Annotated in this window: 11 protein-coding genes, 1 tRNA gene, 3 rRNA genes, 1 pseudogene and 1 riboswitch; of the genes and pseudogenes, 9 read left to right on the top strand and 7 right to left on the bottom strand. The window is 51.2% G+C overall.

Annotated features, from left to right (window positions below; translation table 11 throughout):
* The 5 genes from BZJ18_RS15070 to metA all read left to right on the top strand — a co-directional run.
* Positions 1-116, top strand: a 23S ribosomal RNA gene (locus tag BZJ18_RS15070); the annotation flags it as partial.
* A gap of 115 nt (positions 117-231) precedes the next feature.
* Positions 232-347: ribosomal RNA gene (rrf, locus tag BZJ18_RS15065) — 5S ribosomal RNA — on the top strand.
* A gap of 95 nt (positions 348-442) precedes the next feature.
* Positions 443-518 (top strand) — tRNA-Thr (locus tag BZJ18_RS15060).
* Between the two features lie 7 nt (positions 519-525).
* Positions 526-641 (top strand): 5S ribosomal RNA (rrf, locus tag BZJ18_RS15055).
* Positions 642-826: 185 nt separating this feature from the next.
* Positions 827-1,774, top strand: a complete 948-nt coding sequence (metA, locus tag BZJ18_RS15050) for a homoserine O-acetyltransferase MetA (protein WP_077457974.1) — start codon at positions 827-829, stop codon at positions 1,772-1,774.
* Between the two features lie 45 nt (positions 1,775-1,819).
* Here metA and BZJ18_RS15045 read toward each other — a convergent pair whose 3' ends face one another.
* Positions 1,820-3,112 (bottom strand): cation:proton antiporter, encoded by a 1,293-nt coding sequence (locus BZJ18_RS15045; protein WP_069588200.1) that lies wholly within the window; start codon positions 3,110-3,112, stop codon positions 1,820-1,822.
* A gap of 181 nt (positions 3,113-3,293) precedes the next feature.
* On the opposite strand from BZJ18_RS15045, the gene metH reads away from it, so the two are divergent.
* On the top strand, positions 3,294-6,959 hold the full coding sequence (metH, locus tag BZJ18_RS15040; RefSeq protein WP_241824989.1) for a methionine synthase: 3,666 nt from the start codon (positions 3,294-3,296) through the stop codon (positions 6,957-6,959).
* 39 nt (positions 6,960-6,998) lie between these two features.
* On the opposite strand, the gene lysC is transcribed toward metH, so the two are convergent.
* Positions 6,999-8,384 carry a lysine-sensitive aspartokinase 3 gene (lysC, locus tag BZJ18_RS15035; protein ID WP_077457972.1) on the bottom strand — a complete coding sequence of 462 codons (1,386 nt, stop codon included), beginning with the start codon at positions 8,382-8,384 and terminating at the stop codon, positions 6,999-7,001.
* Between the two features lie 85 nt (positions 8,385-8,469).
* Positions 8,470-8,654, bottom strand: a riboswitch (Lysine riboswitch).
* A gap of 227 nt (positions 8,655-8,881) precedes the next feature.
* Between lysC and BZJ18_RS15030 the strand changes: the two genes are divergently transcribed.
* Positions 8,882-10,015, top strand: a complete 1,134-nt coding sequence (locus BZJ18_RS15030) for a pyridoxal-phosphate-dependent aminotransferase family protein (protein ID WP_069588197.1) — start codon at positions 8,882-8,884, stop codon at positions 10,013-10,015.
* A 7-nt stretch (positions 10,016-10,022) separates the two neighbouring features.
* On the opposite strand, the gene BZJ18_RS15025 is transcribed toward BZJ18_RS15030, so the two are convergent.
* The 5 genes from BZJ18_RS15025 to BZJ18_RS15005 form a co-directional block, all read right to left on the bottom strand.
* Positions 10,023-11,696 carry a Wzy polymerase domain-containing protein gene (locus BZJ18_RS15025; RefSeq protein WP_077457970.1) on the bottom strand — a complete coding sequence of 558 codons (1,674 nt, stop codon included), beginning with the start codon at positions 11,694-11,696 and terminating at the stop codon, positions 10,023-10,025.
* Complete coding sequence (uvrA, locus tag BZJ18_RS15020) at positions 11,696-14,521, bottom strand: excinuclease ABC subunit UvrA (protein ID WP_069588194.1); 2,826 nt, start codon at positions 14,519-14,521, stop codon at positions 11,696-11,698. The genes BZJ18_RS15025 and uvrA overlap by 1 nt, the downstream gene beginning before the upstream one ends.
* Positions 14,522-14,673: 152 nt before the next feature.
* Positions 14,674-15,534, bottom strand: a complete 861-nt coding sequence (galU, locus tag BZJ18_RS15015; protein WP_069588192.1) for a UTP--glucose-1-phosphate uridylyltransferase GalU — start codon at positions 15,532-15,534, stop codon at positions 14,674-14,676.
* 262 nt (positions 15,535-15,796) lie between these two features.
* Positions 15,797-16,750 (bottom strand): acetyltransferase, encoded by a 954-nt coding sequence (locus BZJ18_RS15010; protein WP_077457968.1) that lies wholly within the window; start codon positions 16,748-16,750, stop codon positions 15,797-15,799.
* A 65-nt stretch (positions 16,751-16,815) separates the two neighbouring features.
* Positions 16,816-17,517, bottom strand: a complete 702-nt coding sequence (locus BZJ18_RS15005; RefSeq protein ID WP_069588187.1) for a LuxR C-terminal-related transcriptional regulator — start codon at positions 17,515-17,517, stop codon at positions 16,816-16,818.
* A 285-nt stretch (positions 17,518-17,802) separates the two neighbouring features.
* On the opposite strand from BZJ18_RS15005, the pseudogene BZJ18_RS15000 reads away from it, so the two are divergent.
* Together BZJ18_RS15000 and BZJ18_RS14995 are read left to right on the top strand one after the other, a co-directional pair.
* Positions 17,803-18,340 (top strand): annotated as a pseudogene (locus BZJ18_RS15000) (single-stranded DNA-binding protein).
* A 145-nt stretch (positions 18,341-18,485) separates the two neighbouring features.
* The coding region (locus tag BZJ18_RS14995) for a transposase DNA-binding-containing protein (RefSeq protein WP_131825295.1) at positions 18,486-18,583 on the top strand (98 nt) is incomplete at its 3' end.

Here is an 18,583-nt window from a genome sequence, read left to right as displayed (position 1 = left end):
CTAGAGCTTCGAGCTCTCTAAAGGGTTGTCGTAGACTACGACGTTGATAGGCAGGGTGTGTAAGCGCTGTGAGGCGTTGAGCTAACCTGTACTAATTGCCCGTGAGGCTTAACCATACAACACCCAAGAGGTTTTGGGTTGGACTTAAAATAAGCCAGTTGATTGTGGCGAGAACGAACAGCTTTCTAGATTAAGTGTTTTGACTGAAAAGTGAAGACACACAAAATTTTGCTTGGCGACCATAGCGCTTTGGACCCACCTGATTCCATGCCGAACTCAGTAGTGAAACGAAGCAGCGCCGATGGTAGTGTGGGGTCTCCCCATGTGAGAGTAGGACATCGCCAGGCTTGCTTTCTTGTTTTCAGATTTTTGAAAAATCTGAAGGCAAAAACGAATTTAATCATCAAAGCAGATATGTGTAAGACTTTGATGAAGTGTTTTCGCTGATATAGCTCAGTTGGTAGAGCGCACCCTTGGTAAGGGTGAGGTCGGCAGTTCAAATCTGCCTATCAGCACCAGTATTTTCTTGGCGGCCATAGCGTAACGGCACCACCTGAACCCATGCCGAACTCAGAAGTGAAACGTTGCTGCGCCGATGGTAGTGTGGGGTCTCCCCATGTGAGAGTAGGTCACTGCCAAGAGTTATTTTTAAGCCCTCCGCATTCGCGGAGGGCTTTTTCGTTTTTACGTATTGTCCTTCCATACCGATTCCTTTCTATCCTCAATAGAGTATTGTTTTATCCTGCGTGATTATTGCTTGAGCTCCATAATGGGCTGCGTTATGTTATTAGATATCTGGACGTCTAAACATCTCTAGGAGGCAGTGATGCCGATTAAAATTCCGGACCAACTTCCCGCGACCAATATTCTGCGGCGTGAAAATATCTTTGTGATGACAGAAACGCGTGCGGTAAGCCAAAACATCCGTCCGCTGAAAGTCCTGCTTCTAAACCTGATGCCAAAGAAAATCGAGACAGAAACGCAATTTATGCGCCTGCTCTCTAATAGCCCTTTGCAAGTGGATGTTGAGCTTTTACGGATAGACAACCGACCAAGCAAGAACACGCCGACTGAACATCTTGATACCTTCTATCGCCAGTTTGAGGCTGTGCGGGGGCGTAACTTTGATGGTTTGATTGTGACAGGCGCGCCTCTCGGCTTAGTGCAATTTGAGGACGTGATTTACTGGGAGCATTTACAGGATGTGATGAATTGGGCACACCAACATGTCACCTCCACACTCTATATCTGTTGGGCTGCGCAAGCAGGATTAAAGCTACTTTACGATTTGCCTAAGAAAACCCGCAAAGAAAAGCTATCAGGTGTTTATCGCCATCAGGTAAATAGGGAGTTATCTAAGCATCCGCTATTACGCGGCTTTGATGATAGCTTCTTAGCGCCTCATTCACGTTATGCAGACTTTTCTCCCCATTATTTGGATGAACATACCGATCTGGATATCTTAGCCACCTCTAATGAGGCGGGTACGTATCTGGCCGCGACCAAAGATAAGCGCAATGTGTTTGTCACTGGGCATCCTGAGTATGATGCGCATACCTTGCATGATGAGTATCACCGTGATTTAGAGGAGGGGATGGAGCCGGTGATCCCCATTAACTATTACCCGGATGACGATCCTTCTCAGCCACCGTATGTGAGTTGGCGCAGTCACGGGCATCTACTGTTTGCGAATTGGCTGAACTATTGTGTCTATCAGCAAACCCCCTTCGATTTGGATACATTTTCAGCGTCTAACTTTACGCTTGATGAATAAAAAAGGCGCCATCTGGCGCCTTTATGATAGACAAAGGAGCGGAGTTCATTGAAGGCGCTTGTCCATCTCGTCTTGAGCTGCGTTTGCTTTATCAACCATGCCGGTCATGGTTGAGCCTTGTACCAAAATAGAAAACACCACCACCGCGTAAGTCATCACCAAAATCAGCTCTCTGACATCGATTTGTTTTTCTGGGACCACAATAATGCCAGCTGGTACCGCCATGGCCATGGCCAAGGCGAGGCCTCCACGCAATCCTCCCCATGTGAGAATGCGCACAGCCCACGGGTTATATTCGCGAAAGCATCGGAAACCGAGATAGCAGGCTTTGACACTCAAATAGCGAGCCGCTAGCACTAAAGGCACGACACAACCCATTACAATCCAGTCCTCTTCATGAAAGGTGATTTGCAACAAGCTTAAGCCGATGAGCAAGAACAGTAAGCTGTTAAGAAATTCATCGACCAGTTCCCAGAAATGGTCGAGGTGATCTTCACTTTCTTTGGAAAAGCCAATAAAGCGGGTCCAGTTACCGATCATGATCCCGGAGACGACCATTGCCAGTGGTCCGGAAACATGCAGCATATCGGCGAGCACATAGCCAGCACTGGGAATGGCTAAAGTGAGCAACAGCTCCATGGAGTGATCGTTAGTGGCACAAATCAAACGGTGAAAGGCATAGCCTAAAACTAGGCCGTAACATATGCCGCCAATCGCTTCTTGCGCAAACAGCGACAGGGTGCCCGCCAAAGTTGGGTTTTGATGTCCGAATGCGAGGGTGAAAATAGTCACAAACACCACCAAGCCAAAACCATCGTTAAACAACGACTCGCCTTCGATTTGGGTGGTAATACGCATGGGGGCATGTAATTTTTTGACAATCGCAAGCACGGCAATGGGGTCCGTGGGTGAGATCAGGGCGCCGAAAAGTAAGCAGTAAATATAATCAAATTGTACCCCAATCAGTTGGAACACGCCCCACACACCAGATCCCACTAAAAACACGGAGAGCAGCGTCGCACCGAGTGCAAGAGTGGTGATTTCCCATTTTTGGTCTGAAAACGAAGGCAGTTTGACGCCCAGCCCTCCAGCAAAAAGTAGAAAGCCAAGCACACCCTCAAGGAGAAACTCCTCAAAATGAATATCCCCTAAAGTTTGCGCGGCAATCGCCTTTAGAGGCAGGGCTTGATACTGACCGGCAATCACTATCCCTAAAGACAGTAAAAGTGCACCCGCCGTGATTGCGATGGTGGTTTGGACGCGGCTAATTTTACTGTTAATAAACGCGATGATAATGGCGGCAGCGGCCATAAAGCTGAGGATAGCGTAGGTTGACATACATCATTCCTGATACGGCTAGGGAGTGGAAAAAAGAGTTACAAAATATTAATAGAAATCGCTTCCAAAACGAACAGCAGATTTGAAATAGATCAATATTAATTCATTTAAATAGACGTCTAGATTTCCATTTTCGCTGTGGTAGGATGAAATTATCGCAATGAGGAAGATGATAAGCGTAATGAGTATGGACCGACTGACACAGCAACTGCGCGAACGTATTTTGGTAATCGATGGTGGTATGGGCACCATGATTCAGGGGCTAGGGCTCAATGAGGCCGATTATCGTGGCGCGCGTTTTAAAGATTGGCACTGTGATGTAAAAGGTAACAATGACCTTCTGGTGCTGACTCAACCCGATAAAATCGCTGCCCTACATAGTGATTATCTGGCTGCAGGCGCGGACATTATTGAAACCAATACCTTTAACGCCACCCAAATCGCGATGGCCGATTACGACATGCAAGCGCTGAGTGCGGAAATCAACTTAGCGGCCGCTCGGCTTGCGCGTGAGGTTGCTGATACGTGGACGGCGAAAACGCCAACTAAACCCCGCTTTGTCGCGGGTGTGTTAGGGCCCACTAACCGAACGTGTTCGATCTCACCGGATGTGAATGACCCGGGCTTTCGCAATGTCAGTTTTGATCAGTTAGTCGACGTGTATGCTGAGTCTACCGAAGCCCTCATTGAGGGCGGTGTAGATATCATCATGTTGGAGACCATCTTTGATACCTTGAATGCCAAAGCCTGTGCGTTTGCGGTGGAGAAGGTCTTTGATGCTCGTGGTTTGCGCCTGCCCATTATGATCTCCGGCACCATCACTGATGCATCTGGGCGTACCTTATCCGGACAAACCACCGCCGCTTTTTATCACTCCTTGCGTCATGTTGAGCCACTGTCTTTTGGCTTGAACTGTGCGCTCGGGCCGGCGGAATTGCGCCAGTACGTCAAAGAGCTGAGCGACATTTGCGAGGGCTTTGTCTCTGTCCACCCTAACGCGGGCTTGCCCAACGCCTTTGGCGAATATGATCTCTCTCCTGAACAGATGGCGACACACATTGATGAGTGGGCGGCATCTGGCTTTATCAACTTGGTCGGTGGCTGTTGCGGGACCACCCCCGAACATATTCAAGCGATCAGTGATGTTGTTGCGACGCATCCTCCTCGCCCCTTGCCGGCCCATCCCGTCGCCTGTCGCTTATCTGGACTCGAGCCACTAACCWTTAATGGCGATAGCTTGTTCGTTAATGTGGGTGAGCGCACCAATGTGACCGGCTCAGCACGCTTTAAACGTTTCATCGTTGAAGAGCAATATGACGAAGCGCTTGAAGTGGCATTGCAGCAAGTGGAAAACGGCGCCCAAATCATCGATATCAATATGGATGAGGGTATGTTGGATGCCGAAAAGGCCATGGTGCGATTTCTCAATCTGTGCGCGGCCGAGCCGGATATCGCCCGTGTGCCTGTGATGATTGACTCCTCCAAATGGGAGGTGATTGAAGCCGGTCTTAAGTGCATTCAAGGGAAAGGCATCGTCAACTCTATTTCCCTCAAAGAAGGAGAAGAAGCCTTTCTTCACCAAGCACGTTTAGTCCGTCGCTATGGTGCAGCGGTGATAGTGATGGCGTTTGATGAGCAAGGACAGGCCGATACTCAGGCACGAAAAGTAGAAATCTGTACGCGGGCCTATCATCTTCTGGTCGAGCAAGTCGGTTTTCCGCCGGAAGACATTRTCTTCGACCCTAATATTTTTGCGGTTGCCACCGGCATTGATGAGCACAATAACTACGCGGTCGACTTCATCAACGCCGTGGCTGATATCAAGCAAACTTTACCGCATGCCATGATCTCTGGCGGTGTCTCAAATGTGTCGTTTTCGTTTCGAGGCAACAACCCCGTCCGTGAGGCTATTCATGCGGTGTTTTTGTATCACTGCATCAAAAATGGCATGGACATGGGGATCGTCAATGCGGGCCAGTTAGCCATCTATGATGATTTGCCTGAATCGCTGCGCTTGGCAGTAGAAGATGTGGTGCTCAACAAAGACGATGGTGCCACGGAGCGGTTATTGGAGATCGCCGACAGCTATCGTGATAGTGGTGAGAGCGAGGTCGCGGAAACCGCGGAGTGGCGTAGCTGGCCAGTAGAAAAGCGGCTGGAACATGCACTGGTCAAAGGCATTACAGAATTTATTGTTGAAGATACCGAGCTGGCTCGCGCGGCAGCGAGTAAACCCCTAGAAGTCATTGAAGGCCCGTTGATGGCGGGCATGAACGTGGTTGGGGACTTGTTTGGCGAAGGCAAGATGTTCCTGCCACAAGTGGTGAAGTCGGCTCGGGTGATGAAGCAAGCGGTGGCGTACCTTGAACCTTACATCAACGCTGAAAAGCAGCAAGGGCAGACTAATGGCAAGATCCTGCTTGCCACCGTCAAAGGCGATGTACACGACATTGGCAAAAACATTGTGGGCGTGGTGCTGCAGTGCAATAACTTTGAGATTATTGATCTCGGCGTGATGGTGCCGACCGATAAAATCCTGTCGGTGGCCCGAGAAGAAAACGTCGACATTATTGGTTTATCGGGTCTGATCACCCCATCGTTAGATGAGATGGTGAACGTGGCGAAAGAGATGGAGCGACAAGGGTTTGATATTCCTCTGCTGATTGGCGGTGCGACCACCTCCAAAGCCCATACCGCGGTGAAAATTGAGCAGCATTACCATGCGCCCGTGGTCTATGTACCCAACGCGTCGCGTGCGGTTGGGGTGTGCTCCTCGTTATTATCCGAGACGCAGCGACCTGATTTTGTCGCGCGTTTGGCCAAAGAGTATGACACTGTGCGTGAGCAGCATCAGCGTAAAGCGCCCCGCACGCCACCGGTGACCTTGGAGCAGGCTCGCGATAACAAGTGGCAAACGGATTGGGCAAACTATATGCCTCCGCAACCGGCGAAGCCGGGCATCCATGTTTACGATGATGTTTCGATAGCGACCTTACGTCAGTATATCGACTGGACGCCTTTCTTTATGACGTGGTCTCTCAGTGGCAAATTCCCCGCGATTTTGGATCACGAGCTGGTGGGGGAGGAAGCCCGTCGCTTGTATCAAGACGCCAATGCTTGGCTCGATCGTTTCGAGGCAGAAGGCTTGGTAGCGGCAAAAGGGGTGTGTGGCCTCTTTCCTGCCAATAGCGTGGATGATGATATTGAAGTGTATACCGACTCGTCACGACAAACGGTGAGCACGATATTGAATCATTTGCGCCAGCAAACACAAAAGCCGCGTGGTGCGAACTATTGCTTGTCAGACTTTATTGCGCCGAAAAGCAGCGGTCAGCCGGATTGGATTGGTGCATTTGCGGTGACAGGCGGTATTGGTGAGTATGCTTTGGCGGAAGAGTACAAAGCGAAAGGGGATGACTACAACGCGATCATGATCCAAGCGGTGGCGGATCGACTCGCAGAAGCCTTTGCGGAATATCTTCACCAGCAAATTCGGATCACCTTGTGGGGGTATGCGCCCGATGAGACGCTCGATAACGACGCCCTGATCCGCGAACAATACCAAGGGATCCGGCCAGCGCCAGGTTATGCCGCCTGTCCTGAACACAGTGAGAAAGGCAAGATTTGGCAATTGCTATCGGTAGAAGCGCATACGGGGATGACACTTACCGAAAGCTATGCCATGTGGCCGGGCGCGTCGGTTTCGGGTTGGTATTTTTCCCATCCAGAGTCACGTTACTTTGCGGTAGCGAAAATTCAAAACGATCAACGTGATAGCTACGCGGCACGTAAAGGCTGGTGTCTTGAGGAAGCTGAAAAGTGGCTAGGCCCTAATCTTAATGCCTAACCGAGAAAAGCCAGCGCACGCTGGCTTTTCTTTTGGGTTTTACTCAAAAAGCTGTGTATGTAAACGCTGCACCACCTCGGTGGCACTGTCGTCATCAACCACCATACAGACATTGTGATTACTCGCGCCATAACAAATCATGCGCAAGGTGGCGGTATCTAAGGCGTTAAATACCGGCGTCACCGCCCCCGGAGTATGACGCATCTCATTACCAATTAAGGCGACCACGGCCAAGTGTTGGCAAACGTCAACATGGCACAAGGTCGAGAGTTCCTCCAAGGCGGCATCAGGCAAACGGGGCACCTCACCTTGTGTATTGGTTTGATCGAGTGTCAAAGACACACTGACTTCGGAGGTAGTGATCAGATCGACGGAGATCTGATAGCGCGCTAGGATCGCGAAGACGCTGGCAAGAAAGCCATACGCTTGGAACATCGTCAAGCTGGTCAAGGTCACCATGGTTTGATTTCGGCGCAACGCAATGGCGCGGAATAGGGGGGATGATTCCGCGTGTTCTCGGATCCAAGTCCCGCCTTTTTCCGGCGCACAGGCCGCCCCGACAAAGACAGGAATATGCTGGCGTACCGCGGGTAATAGCGTGGACGGGTGGAGCACTTTGGCGCCAAACGTCGCCATCTCCGAAGCTTCACTAAAGCTGATCTCAGCAATAGGACGTGCTTTGGCAGCGAGGCGTGGGTCGGTAGTATAAATGCCCGGTACATCGGTCCAAATCGCCAAGCTTGTTGCCCCGAGCGCTTCGGCAAACAAAGCGGCACTGTAGTCGCTGCCTCCTCGGCCAAGAGTGGTCGTTCGTCCTTCTTTGTCGGCACCGATAAAGCCTTGGGTCACGAGAATGTGATTGTCTAGCTGCGCATTCAAGCGCTGACACTGTTGCTGAGTTAGGGCGATATCTGGAATAGCGTGACCAAATTGGCTATCCGTTTTCAAATATTCGCGGGCATCAATCCGAACTGCGGGCAGGCCAAGATGGACGAGCAAGCGAGTAAACAGGTGCGTAGAGGTAAGCTCGCCACAGGCAACCAAGGCATCGGTAAGCGCTTCGCTCGGGGCCTCACAGGCTTGCTCACTCAAGGAGATAATCTGCTGGTGGAGCGTTCGCACTGCTTCTTGGGTGTGATGACAAGCGGGCAAAGCTGCCAGTATTTGCTGGTGGATAGCGTCTATTGCATCCAGTGTGTTTTGGCGTAAGACATCGTTTTTTATGCCTTGGGCTAAGGCGACAAGATGGTTGGTGACGCCGGCACATGCGCTAATCACTACAAAACGGGTCTCAGGATGGCGCATAATCACTGCGGCACTTTGTTGCATGGCGGCAAAGGTGCCAACACTGGTGCCGCCAAATTTAGCGACTGAAATAGATGGTAACGGGTTCACGTCCTTTTCCCCTTTTGAGCTCGTGCTCATTGATTCAACATATTTAAAAGTCAGTGGGGAACATCAGAAGTCACGTCGCAAACGCGAGCAAAAAGGAAGAGCAAACGGCAGGCATTCTGCCAGAAGCGCTCCACCTGTCTGTCCAAATGGATGACAAGTGACAGCCTGAAGGATTCAGCCTTCATGGCCGGCGGCTCCTTACCCTGTCGGAACCCCCTCGGCATCGCCTCCCCTGATTATCACGCCTTGGAGTAGGGCTCCGCGTGATAACTGCCTGAGTGATGCACCTCTTCTGTATGTTCGGCCATGTGTTGATCCACATGGTGAGTGGTTACATTACGGGCGCTGGTGAGTGGTTGTCAACCGCCAATTGAGTTGCAAAGCGACGATCAGGCACCTATATCGCTGCTATCCGCCACCCGTTGAATATGCGCTCTAGCACGTAAGTTCGCAATGTGACAATGGGGCGATGAACACAAAGTATGCTATAACGGAAAGCGCAAATTTAGCAGACACAAGGATAGGTTATGGCAACTTCAATTTCCGATATCCGCTCATTTCAGCCGATAGAGCGCACCCTGATGGGCCCTGGCCCGTCTGATATTTCTCCGCAAGTGTTGCAGGCGTTGAGTCGTCCGACGTTGGGACATCTCGATCCCCTTTTTATTGCGATGATGGATGAGGTCAAACAGCTCTTACAATATGCCTTTCAGACCGAGAATCCGTTTACCATTGCGGTCTCTGCCCCCGGGAGTGCAGGAATGGAAGCGTGCTTCGTTAACCTTGTAGAGCCCGGTGATACCGTGATTGTCTGTCGCAATGGGGTGTTTGGTGACCGAATGCGAGAAAACGTTGAACGCTGTGGTGCGCATGCGGTGATGGTTGACGATGCATGGGGCGAGCCTGTCAGCCCCGACAAGGTTGAAGCGGCATTAAAAGCGCATCCAGAGGCTAGCATCGTCGCGTTTGTTCATGCTGAAACCTCCACGGGCGCTTGCTCAGATGCGCAAACACTGGCGACGCTGGCGCGCGAGCACGGCTGCCTTACCATTGTTGATGCCGTAACATCACTTGGCGGTGTACCCTTGAAAGTCGATGAATGGCAACTTGATGCGGTCTACTCTGGTAGCCAGAAATGCTTGTCATGCGTCCCGGGCTTATCGCCAGTCACCTTCTCGGCGCGTGCCGTTGAAAAAATGCAAGCGCGCACCCACAAGGTGCAAAGCTGGTTTCTCGATCAAAGCTTAGTGCTGGGCTATTGGAGCGGTGACGGCAAACGCAGTTATCACCATACTGCACCGGTCAATAGTCTGTATGCATTGCATGAATCATTGCTCAAGTTATATCAAGAGGGAATTGAAAACGCTTGGCAGCGTCATCGAACCATGCATCAACGCTTAAAAGCGGGGTTGGACGATTTAGGTATCCGCTTTGTGGTGGATGAGCCTTATCGCTTGCCGCAATTGAACGCGGTGTATATCCCGGATGGCGTCGATGATGGCGCGGTACGCCAACATCTGCTCAACACCTATAACCTCGAAATCGGTGCAGGCTTGGGCGATCTCGCTGGTAAGGCATGGCGAATTGGCTTAATGGGCTACAGTGCGCGTGAAGAAAACATCGCGCTATGCTTAAAAGCATTGGGCGACGCACTGCGCTAAGCGTACGTTATTCCGGCGGAGTGCGCATCGGTAAGGTGTGGCGAGTGGTCCACACCTTGGCTGCTTGCGGAAACAAATATCGCGCCTCTTGCTGAATATCGCGCGCCCGCTGCGTATCGCCAATTTGCAGTGCAATCTGGTAAGCATGCTGGTAGCCCGCAAACGTGGGGTGTTGTGCCACATGCTGCAGCCATAGGTTCAGGTGCTGGTGGCGCTCGGCATCCGACAGTGTCTCTAGGGTGTGCTGAAAGTGCTGTTCCGCGAGCCCTTGGGTGAGTTTGCTTTGCCACCATGGATGTTGCTGGTAGAGTGCAATACGCTGAGAGGTTAATAAAGAGTCACGCAGGTAGCGATTGGCTAAATACACCGATGATAGGCACAACAATCCCACCAAGATCATTACAGTGACAATACTGCGTGTCGCGATACGCTGCCCATATTCGGCGGTAGAAAATGTGATTCGTTGGTATTTGCTGGTTAAATTATCCAGCCAGTACAGCCACATGAGCAGTAAAATGCCGTTAAACCACTGCGTACCGCTGGCCGGATAGATAAGCAAGCCAGTGAGTGGCGGAAGCACGAGTGCAACGAGCATACGCCGCGTGCCTGAAGGGGCGCGGATAATGCGAAGCGCCAGTGGCAGTATCACCGCAAGATACGCCAGTGCTATCACAAGCCCACCTTCCAATAACCACAATGCTAACGCGCTCGGCAATTTCACGGGGCCAGTGTGTCCCGGATGTGCCGCCGATGCGAGCAGTAGAGTAGTTTGTCCATGACCCATGCCAACGCCAAAAAAAGGCGTTTGTTGAAATTGCTGCCATGCAAGCCACAGTACGCGCTTATCTTGAGGCGTGAGCCATTGCCAGCTTTCTTGCCCGGTCAGCCCGAACACCGCGAGTAACGCCCCTGCAGACATGGCGGCTAGCCACGCAAGATGCTGGCGCCGCGTCGCAAAGCGACTGAGGTAAACCTGTTGCAAAGCAATGGCGCAAAGGGCAAACAGAAGCAGTAGCGGTCGTCCTTGCATGGCAAGCACGGGCAGGATAACCACAGGCGTGAACACCAACACGCTTTGCGTTATGGGATGGCGGTAGCGGTTACTTGGCTCTCGGGCGAGCAGATAAGCCGCCAAACTTAGGCCGGTGAGTAATAACGCATGGGTCACGGCAGAGGGTAAATGCGGCACCCAATGTTCAAATTTAAAAGGCGCTATGCCCGGTGGCGATTGGTTGCCTAAGACGGAGAGGATGGCCAACCAAGAGGCAAGCATCAAAATGGCCAGTAGCTTTTGTCGCTGGGCATGATTAAAAATAAACTGCTGTAAGCTGGAGAAAAAACCGAAGCTGAGGACCAATGCGGCGATGGCATAGCCGCTATTTAGCGTTGCCGCTTGCGGATAAAGATATGGCACACTGGCACAGAGCGTGGCGGCCACTAACGCCCAAGTTAAGTGAGTGACGCGCCATGTGTGCTGTCGCCACACTTCCAGTCCGGCGAACCCCAATACCAAGCTAAGCGTGAGTAACGACAGAGCGGCAGCAGGATGGCGAATACCCACCAACGGCAAGTCGACCGAATACAATGGCAAACAGATCAGCCATAACGCCGCCAGTGCCCCTAAAAAGGGCACCGTAAGCGGTTTTCGTTTCACTCGGTGGGTGGGTAACGCCTGTGTCATTATCGCTCCAACATGGGCTTCAAGAAGTGGGCCGTATGGCTACCAACCACATTGACGATCTCTTCTGGCGTACCTTGAGCAATGATTTCACCGCCGCCGTTACCGCCTTCAGGTCCTAAATCGATGATCCAATCTGCGGTTTTAATCACATCTAGGTTATGCTCGATCACCACAATGGTGTTGCCCTGTTCGCGTAAGCGATGCAACACATTCAGCAACTGCTGAATATCATGGAAGTGCAAGCCGGTTGTCGGTTCATCAAGGATATATAGCGTTTTACCGGTATCGCGCTTAGATAGCTCACGGGCCAGTTTTACCCGCTGTGCTTCACCGCCTGATAAGGTGGTGGCGGCTTGGCCTAGACGTATATAACTCAGACCGACATCCATCAACGTTTGTAGCTTACGCTTGATAGCGGGGACGGCGTCGAAAAATTCACGTGCGTCTTCGACGGTCATTTCCAAGACTTCATCGATAGTTTTGCCTTTATAGCGCACTTCGAGTGTTTCGCGGTTGTAGCGTTTCCCTTTACACACATCACAAGGCACATACACATCGGGCAAGAAGTGCATTTCTACTTTGATCACCCCATCGCCTTGGCAGGCTTCGCAGCGACCGCCGCGTACGTTAAAGCTAAAGCGACCCACTTTATACCCGCGTGCCCGAGCCTCTTGCGTGCCGGCGAAGAGCTCACGTATCGGCGTAAAGATCCCCGTATAGGTGGCTGGGTTTGAACGTGGAGTACGCCCAATGGGGCTTTGATCAATATCGATCACTTTGTCGAAATGTCCTAACCCGTCAATAGACTCGTAAGGCGCGGGTTCGGCGGTGGTGGCACCATTGAGTTGCTGGTGGGCCACTTTAAAGAAGGTATCGTTAATTAATGTCGACTTTCCTGACCCAGATACGCCGGTGACACAGGTGAATAAGCCTACGGGCAAGTGTAAATCGACATGTTTTAAGTTGTTCCCTGTTGCGCCTTTAAGCACCAACATTTTGTCGGGATCTCGAGGGCGACGGGTCTCTGGAACGGCAATCGCCTGCTTGCCGCTGAGGTACTGTCCGGTTAGCGAGTTGTCATTGTTGAGAATATCGTCGAGGCTGCCCTCGGCCACGATTTGTCCGCCGTGAGCACCAGCGCCTGGACCAATATCAATCACGTAGTCGGCGGCGCGAATGGCGTCTTCATCATGCTCGACCACAAGCACGGTGTTTCCGAGATCGCGTAAATGCTCCAGCGTATCGAGTAAGCGTGCGTTATCTCGTTGATGCAAACCAATGGAGGGTTCATCAAGCACGTACATTACCCCGACCAAGCCAGCCCCGATTTGACTCGCCAAGCGGATACGCTGTGCTTCCCCGCCAGAAAGCGTATCGGCGCTTCGTGACAAGTTAAGATAATTAAGCCCGACATTGACCAAAAAGCGTAATCTGTCATGGATCTCTTTCATCACTTTTTCGGCAATTTTGGCACGTTGACCCGATAAGGTCAGTTGTTCAAAAAAGTCGAGGGCTTGTTGAATGCTCAGCTCGCAAATTTCAGGTAAGTTGCGGCCATCAATAAAGACATGGCGTGCTTCCTGACGCAATCGTGACCCGCCACAGCTTGCACACGGTTTAGTCGCAATGTACTTAGCCAGCTCGTCACGTACCGCATTAGATTCGGTATCACGGTAGCGACGCTCCATATTGTTGAGGATCCCCTCAAATGGATGTTTGCGTACACGAATATCGCCCCGATCGTTGACGTATTTAAACTCGATCTCTTTCGGGCCTGAACCGTAAAGCAGAATGTCTTGAATGGTGCCAGACAGATCTTGCCACGGCAGCTCGAGATCAAAGTCGTAGTGATCAGCGAGTGAGCGTAGCATCTGAAAGTAGTAGAAATTGCGTCGATCCCAGCCTCGAATAGCCCCACCGGCGAGGCTGACCGCAGGGTTTTGAATAATCCGTTTAGGATCGAAGTACTGTTGTACGCCTAAGCCATCACAGGTGCCGCAAGCGCCAGCCGGATTATTAAAGGAAAACAGGCGTGGCTCTAACTCTTGCATGCTGTAACCGCAATGCGGGCAGGCAAAATTGGCAGAGAAGATCAGCTCTTCGCCGTCGCCATCCATCCAGCTGATCACCGCGCTGCCGCCGGTGAGCTCGAGGGCGGTTTCAAACGATTCCGCTAAGCGTTGCTGTTGATCTTCACGGACTTTAAAGCGATCTACCACCACTTCAATGGTGTGTTTTTTATGTAGTTCGAGTGTCGGTGGATCGGACAGATCGCAGACTTCGCCATTAATACGTGCGCGAATAAAGCCCTGTGCGGCAAGGTTTTCGAGAGTTTTAACGTGCTCGCCTTTGCGGTTTTTGATAATCGGGGCGAGCAACATCAGTTTACTGCCCTCTGGTAGGGCAAGCACTTTATCGACCATTTGGCTAATCGTCTGAGCGGCCAAGGTCACATCATGGGTCGGACAGCGAGGCTCCCCGACCCGCGCATACAGCAAGCGTAAGTAATCGTACACTTCGGTGATGGTACCCACGGTTGAGCGCGGGTTATGCGAGGTTGATTTTTGCTCAATGGAGATAGCGGGGGACAAGCCTTCAATATGATCAACGTCGGGCTTTTCCATCAAAGAGAGGAACTGGCGCGCATAAGCCGACAAAGACTCAACATAGCGACGTTGTCCTTCTGCATACAAGGTATCAAAGGCTAAAGATGATTTTCCGGATCCAGAGAGCCCGGTGATGACAATCAACTTATCGCGGGGAATAGTTAGGTTGATGTTTTTGAGGTTGTGCGTACGCGCGCCTCTGACGTCGATATTATCCATTGTTATCCTACTTCTCAGTCAGCTCACTTATTGGTCACCGGTGCCCAGTATCGCACAGACGGCGCTGTGACCAAACAAAAAAGGCTGTATATTTACACAGCCTTTTGCCAAGGTGGAAAGTCCTTACGTCGAGACGCAACGCAGAGCGGGGGTTACGGGTTTTTAACCGTGGCTTCGTCTTTGTTTTTGCCGCCTAAGTAGAGGTTTTGATAGCAATGATTAGTGGCTTCGATAAAGCCTTCCACGCTGCCACAGTCAAAGCGCTCCCCTTTAAATTTATAGGCCAACACACATCCGGCTTGCGCTTGCTTGAGCAAGGCGTCAGTGATTTGCACTTCACCGTTTTTGCCCGGTGGTGTGTTTTCGAGCAGTTCAAAAATATCAGGGGTTAAAATATAACGGCCGATAATGGCTAAATTGCTCGGCGCTGTACCCGGGTCAGGTTTTTCCACCATGTTGTCTACGCGGAAAAGGTCGTCTTTGATCTCTTGCCCGGAAATAACCCCGTATTTATGGGTCTCATCTTCGGGTACTTCTTCCACCGCGACGATAGAACAGCGAAATTGTTTGTATAGCGCCACCATTTGTTTAAGCACGCCATGCCCCGGGTTGATACACAGGTCATCCGCCAGCACGACCGCAAATGCTTCATCACCCACCAGTTCACGACCGGTTAAAATGGCGTGTCCTAAGCCACGCATTTCATGTTGGCGAATATAGGTAAACGAGGCTTTTTCGATGGTGTTACGGATATCATCCAACAGCACTTCTTTGTTGGTGCCGCTGATCTGATGCTCCAGCTCATAGTTCTTATCGAAATGATCCATGATCGCATGCTTACCGCGACCCGTTACAATGCACATGCCGTGGATGTCTGCTTCAAGTGCTTCATCAACACCGTACTCAATCAATGGTTTATTGACGACAGGCATCATCTCTTTGGGCATGGACTTGGTCGCGGGTAGAAAGCGCGTACCATAACCGGCGGCGGGGAACAGACATTTGTTAATCATCTTGGATCCTTTATTCGTCACTGATGTGGCCATACAGGCCGCAGCGTGATTTACGTGAATGGCAATCAAATACACCATCCACAGCAATAGGTTGGGCATTATTTTGCTGGGCGACGCGCAGGGAAGCAAGCCGCGATCGCTCCAGTATAGCGAAACGCACGCCCTCACTCATCGCTCACCCAGACTCTGACGACATGAATATGCGTTAGTTCACACTCTTTACCCATGCTCACGCGAGACAGAGATAAGAGGCTGAGCAAACTTACGGGTAGTGGCGACTGAAAGCCGATACAAAGTCGGATAGCTTTGTTTGTGGCAAGGCATTGATTCCAGCCGCGCCTTCTCGCCCTCCGCCAGTGGCAAATTGTTGTGCGAGAGCCACTGCGCCTAGGGGACGGTTTAAGGGGGCGCGAATGCTAACCATCCAGTCTCCATCCGGTGTTGGCGTTAATACCGCGTGAGCTTTATCGGGCGATTGGTTGGCAAGCTGATTGCCGAACATGCCGCTGATACGCCGCGCCCAAGGCGCATTGGGTAGTAGATAGACGGCACCACCGGCATAGTCATACTCGGCAGTAAGTTGTTCTGCATGAGCACGATCGGTTTGGTATCCCTCCGCGAGCGCCATCACGATATCTGGATAGGCTTGCATAAAGTCGTCAGGCGTTTCAAATCCGGCAATGTGGCGATAAAGCACTGCAGGCGGCATAAGTAGATCATCCAAACTGGCACCATAACTGTTGTAGTTTAGATACACCCCTAAGCGCTGTAGGCGGTCGCGCGTGGCGGCATCGATCTCGCCTTGCTTCACTAGGGCGTCAGCACTGCGGTTCAGGTTGTCACCATAAGCGCCCACGAGCGCCCAATGACGATATTGGCCACCGAGTAGGGCGTCAATAATCAGTGCGGTACAGGTATTCGATGCAGTATGAATGTGCGCATCCAATAACGGCGAGGTCGGAAGCGGCCCACTGTCATGGTGGTCTGCATAAAAAACGCTGGCTCCCGCCTGCAATAAGGCCTCTAAGGCAGGACGATTTTTTGCCATCGAGATATCAAACACATTGACCTGTTCGGTCTCAACTGGGACGTGTTGCAACAACGCAATATCCCGCTTCACACCAGTGATGAGGGTGGTGTTTTGAGGATAAGCGAGGCGCCACTGTACCAGTGCGGTTAGCCCGTCGGCATCGCCATTAAAAACATCAAAGGCCATTTGCGACTTCCTTATTGCAAAAACGGCGCGAGTGCGCCGTTGGGATCGGGAGGATGTATTCGCGATTAATCATCGTAACTGTCAGGACCGAGTTCGAGCCCGACCGATCCGATTAACGATAAGTTGTTTTTCGCCCAAAAAACAGCTTGTACGCGATTTTTTACATTTATCTTTTTGAAAACATTATACAAATGCGATTTAACCGTGTGCTCGCTGACCGCAAGCGCATTGGCAATATCTTGATTCGATGCGCCTGTGACCAGATGCCGTAAGATTTCTTGCTCACGGTTGGTGAGCACGATGGCTTGTTCATCGATAGTTTGCTGATAATGCTGTTGATAGTAGTGAATCAGCGCCGCCATTTTGTGGCGGGGGAGCCAATATTCTCCCGAGAACATCTTCTCAACGCCGTAGCACAGATGGCTTAGCTCATCGTCTTTCTTAAATACCCCTTTAATAAAGGGCCAGCTTGCCAATTCCTTCGCGGTAAGATCATGGGCATTGAGGAGAGCAAACACATGCTGATCAGCATACGGTGTGAGTGCATGTTTAAGACGCTCGGTGGCGGTGTCGTCAAAGGCACTTAAATCAATCAGGACTAACCCAGAACGCTCGGTAAGCTTTTCGTGAATCGTATCTGGACTCACGAGTTCAACGGTGCCGCGGATTTCTTTTTCTAAACACGCGATCAATGCAGAGACAGACATGCTGGGCTGAGAGATGAGAAGCAGTGTGTAAGAATCGGACGTGGTTTCTGCCTTGCTCATAAAGTTCCTACTTATCTGACGTAAAGCGTGCTCACCGATGTGCGTATTATTGCATAATTCAGCGCAGAGAGGCGCTCACGCGGGGACTTTATTCAGTCTAAACTATTTTTGTTGTCTACGTATATGTAAGCGTACGACCATTCTTAGGTTCGTAGCGTGAATGCAGAATCTGGAACCAGATCGCGTGGAAAAGCATCGAACCTCTTGGGCGCTCGTGCTAGACTTCGTGTTTATTTATCCAGTAGGCGAAAATGTTTTCGCGCGTAACAAGAGTGGGAGTCACCTATGGCCAGCCGTGGCATAAACAAAGTCATCTTGATTGGTAATTTGGGCAATGATCCGGAAATCCGTTATCTCCCGAACGGTGGTGCAGTGGCGAACTTAAGCCTAGCGACCTCTGAGTCTCGACAAGAGCACTGGCGAGATGCGTGAAAAAACCGAATGGCACCGCGTGGTTCTGTTTGGTAAGACCGCAGAAGTGGCTGGCGAGTATTTGCGTAAGGGCTCGCAAGTTTATATTGAAGGGCAGCTGCAAACGCGCAAATGGCAAGATCAAAGTGGTCAAGACCGCTACTCAACAGAAGTGGTGGTGCAAGGCTTTAACGGCAGCATGCAAATGCTTGGTGGCCGTGCCGGACCAGGTCAAGGTCAGCCAATGCAGCAGTCGCAGCAACAAGGTGGGTGGGGCCAGCCTCAACAGCCACAAAACAACTTCAACCAGCCGCCGCCTCAGCAGCAAGCCGCGCCGCAATCTCAGCCACAATCGCAACCTCAGCAGCAGTATAACGATCTGCCTGACTTTGACGACGATATTCCGTTCTAAAAAACGGTTTACTCGAAAAGCGATAAGCCCCGTTGTTACGCTGGCTTTCCTACACAAATCCCTCGATGAGAATCGAGGGATTTTTTTTGAACCTTTATCTGCCTGACTGATCTCAACAAAAAATCATAAGTTGAGGTAAGTGACTATGTTTTCAACAGATGCTGAGCAAGAGCAATGGGCCAAGGATACCTTCTACCATACCGAATTAGGTGATAGCCGCCGAACCAAGCGTCTGGTTAAACT

It is taken from the genome of Salinivibrio sp. IB872, assembly GCF_001995345.1.
Classification (GTDB): Bacteria; Pseudomonadota; Gammaproteobacteria; order Enterobacterales; family Vibrionaceae; genus Salinivibrio; species Salinivibrio proteolyticus.
The sequence above is the reverse complement of the archived record's forward strand: the minus strand, read 5'-3'. Positions and strand labels throughout refer to the sequence as shown.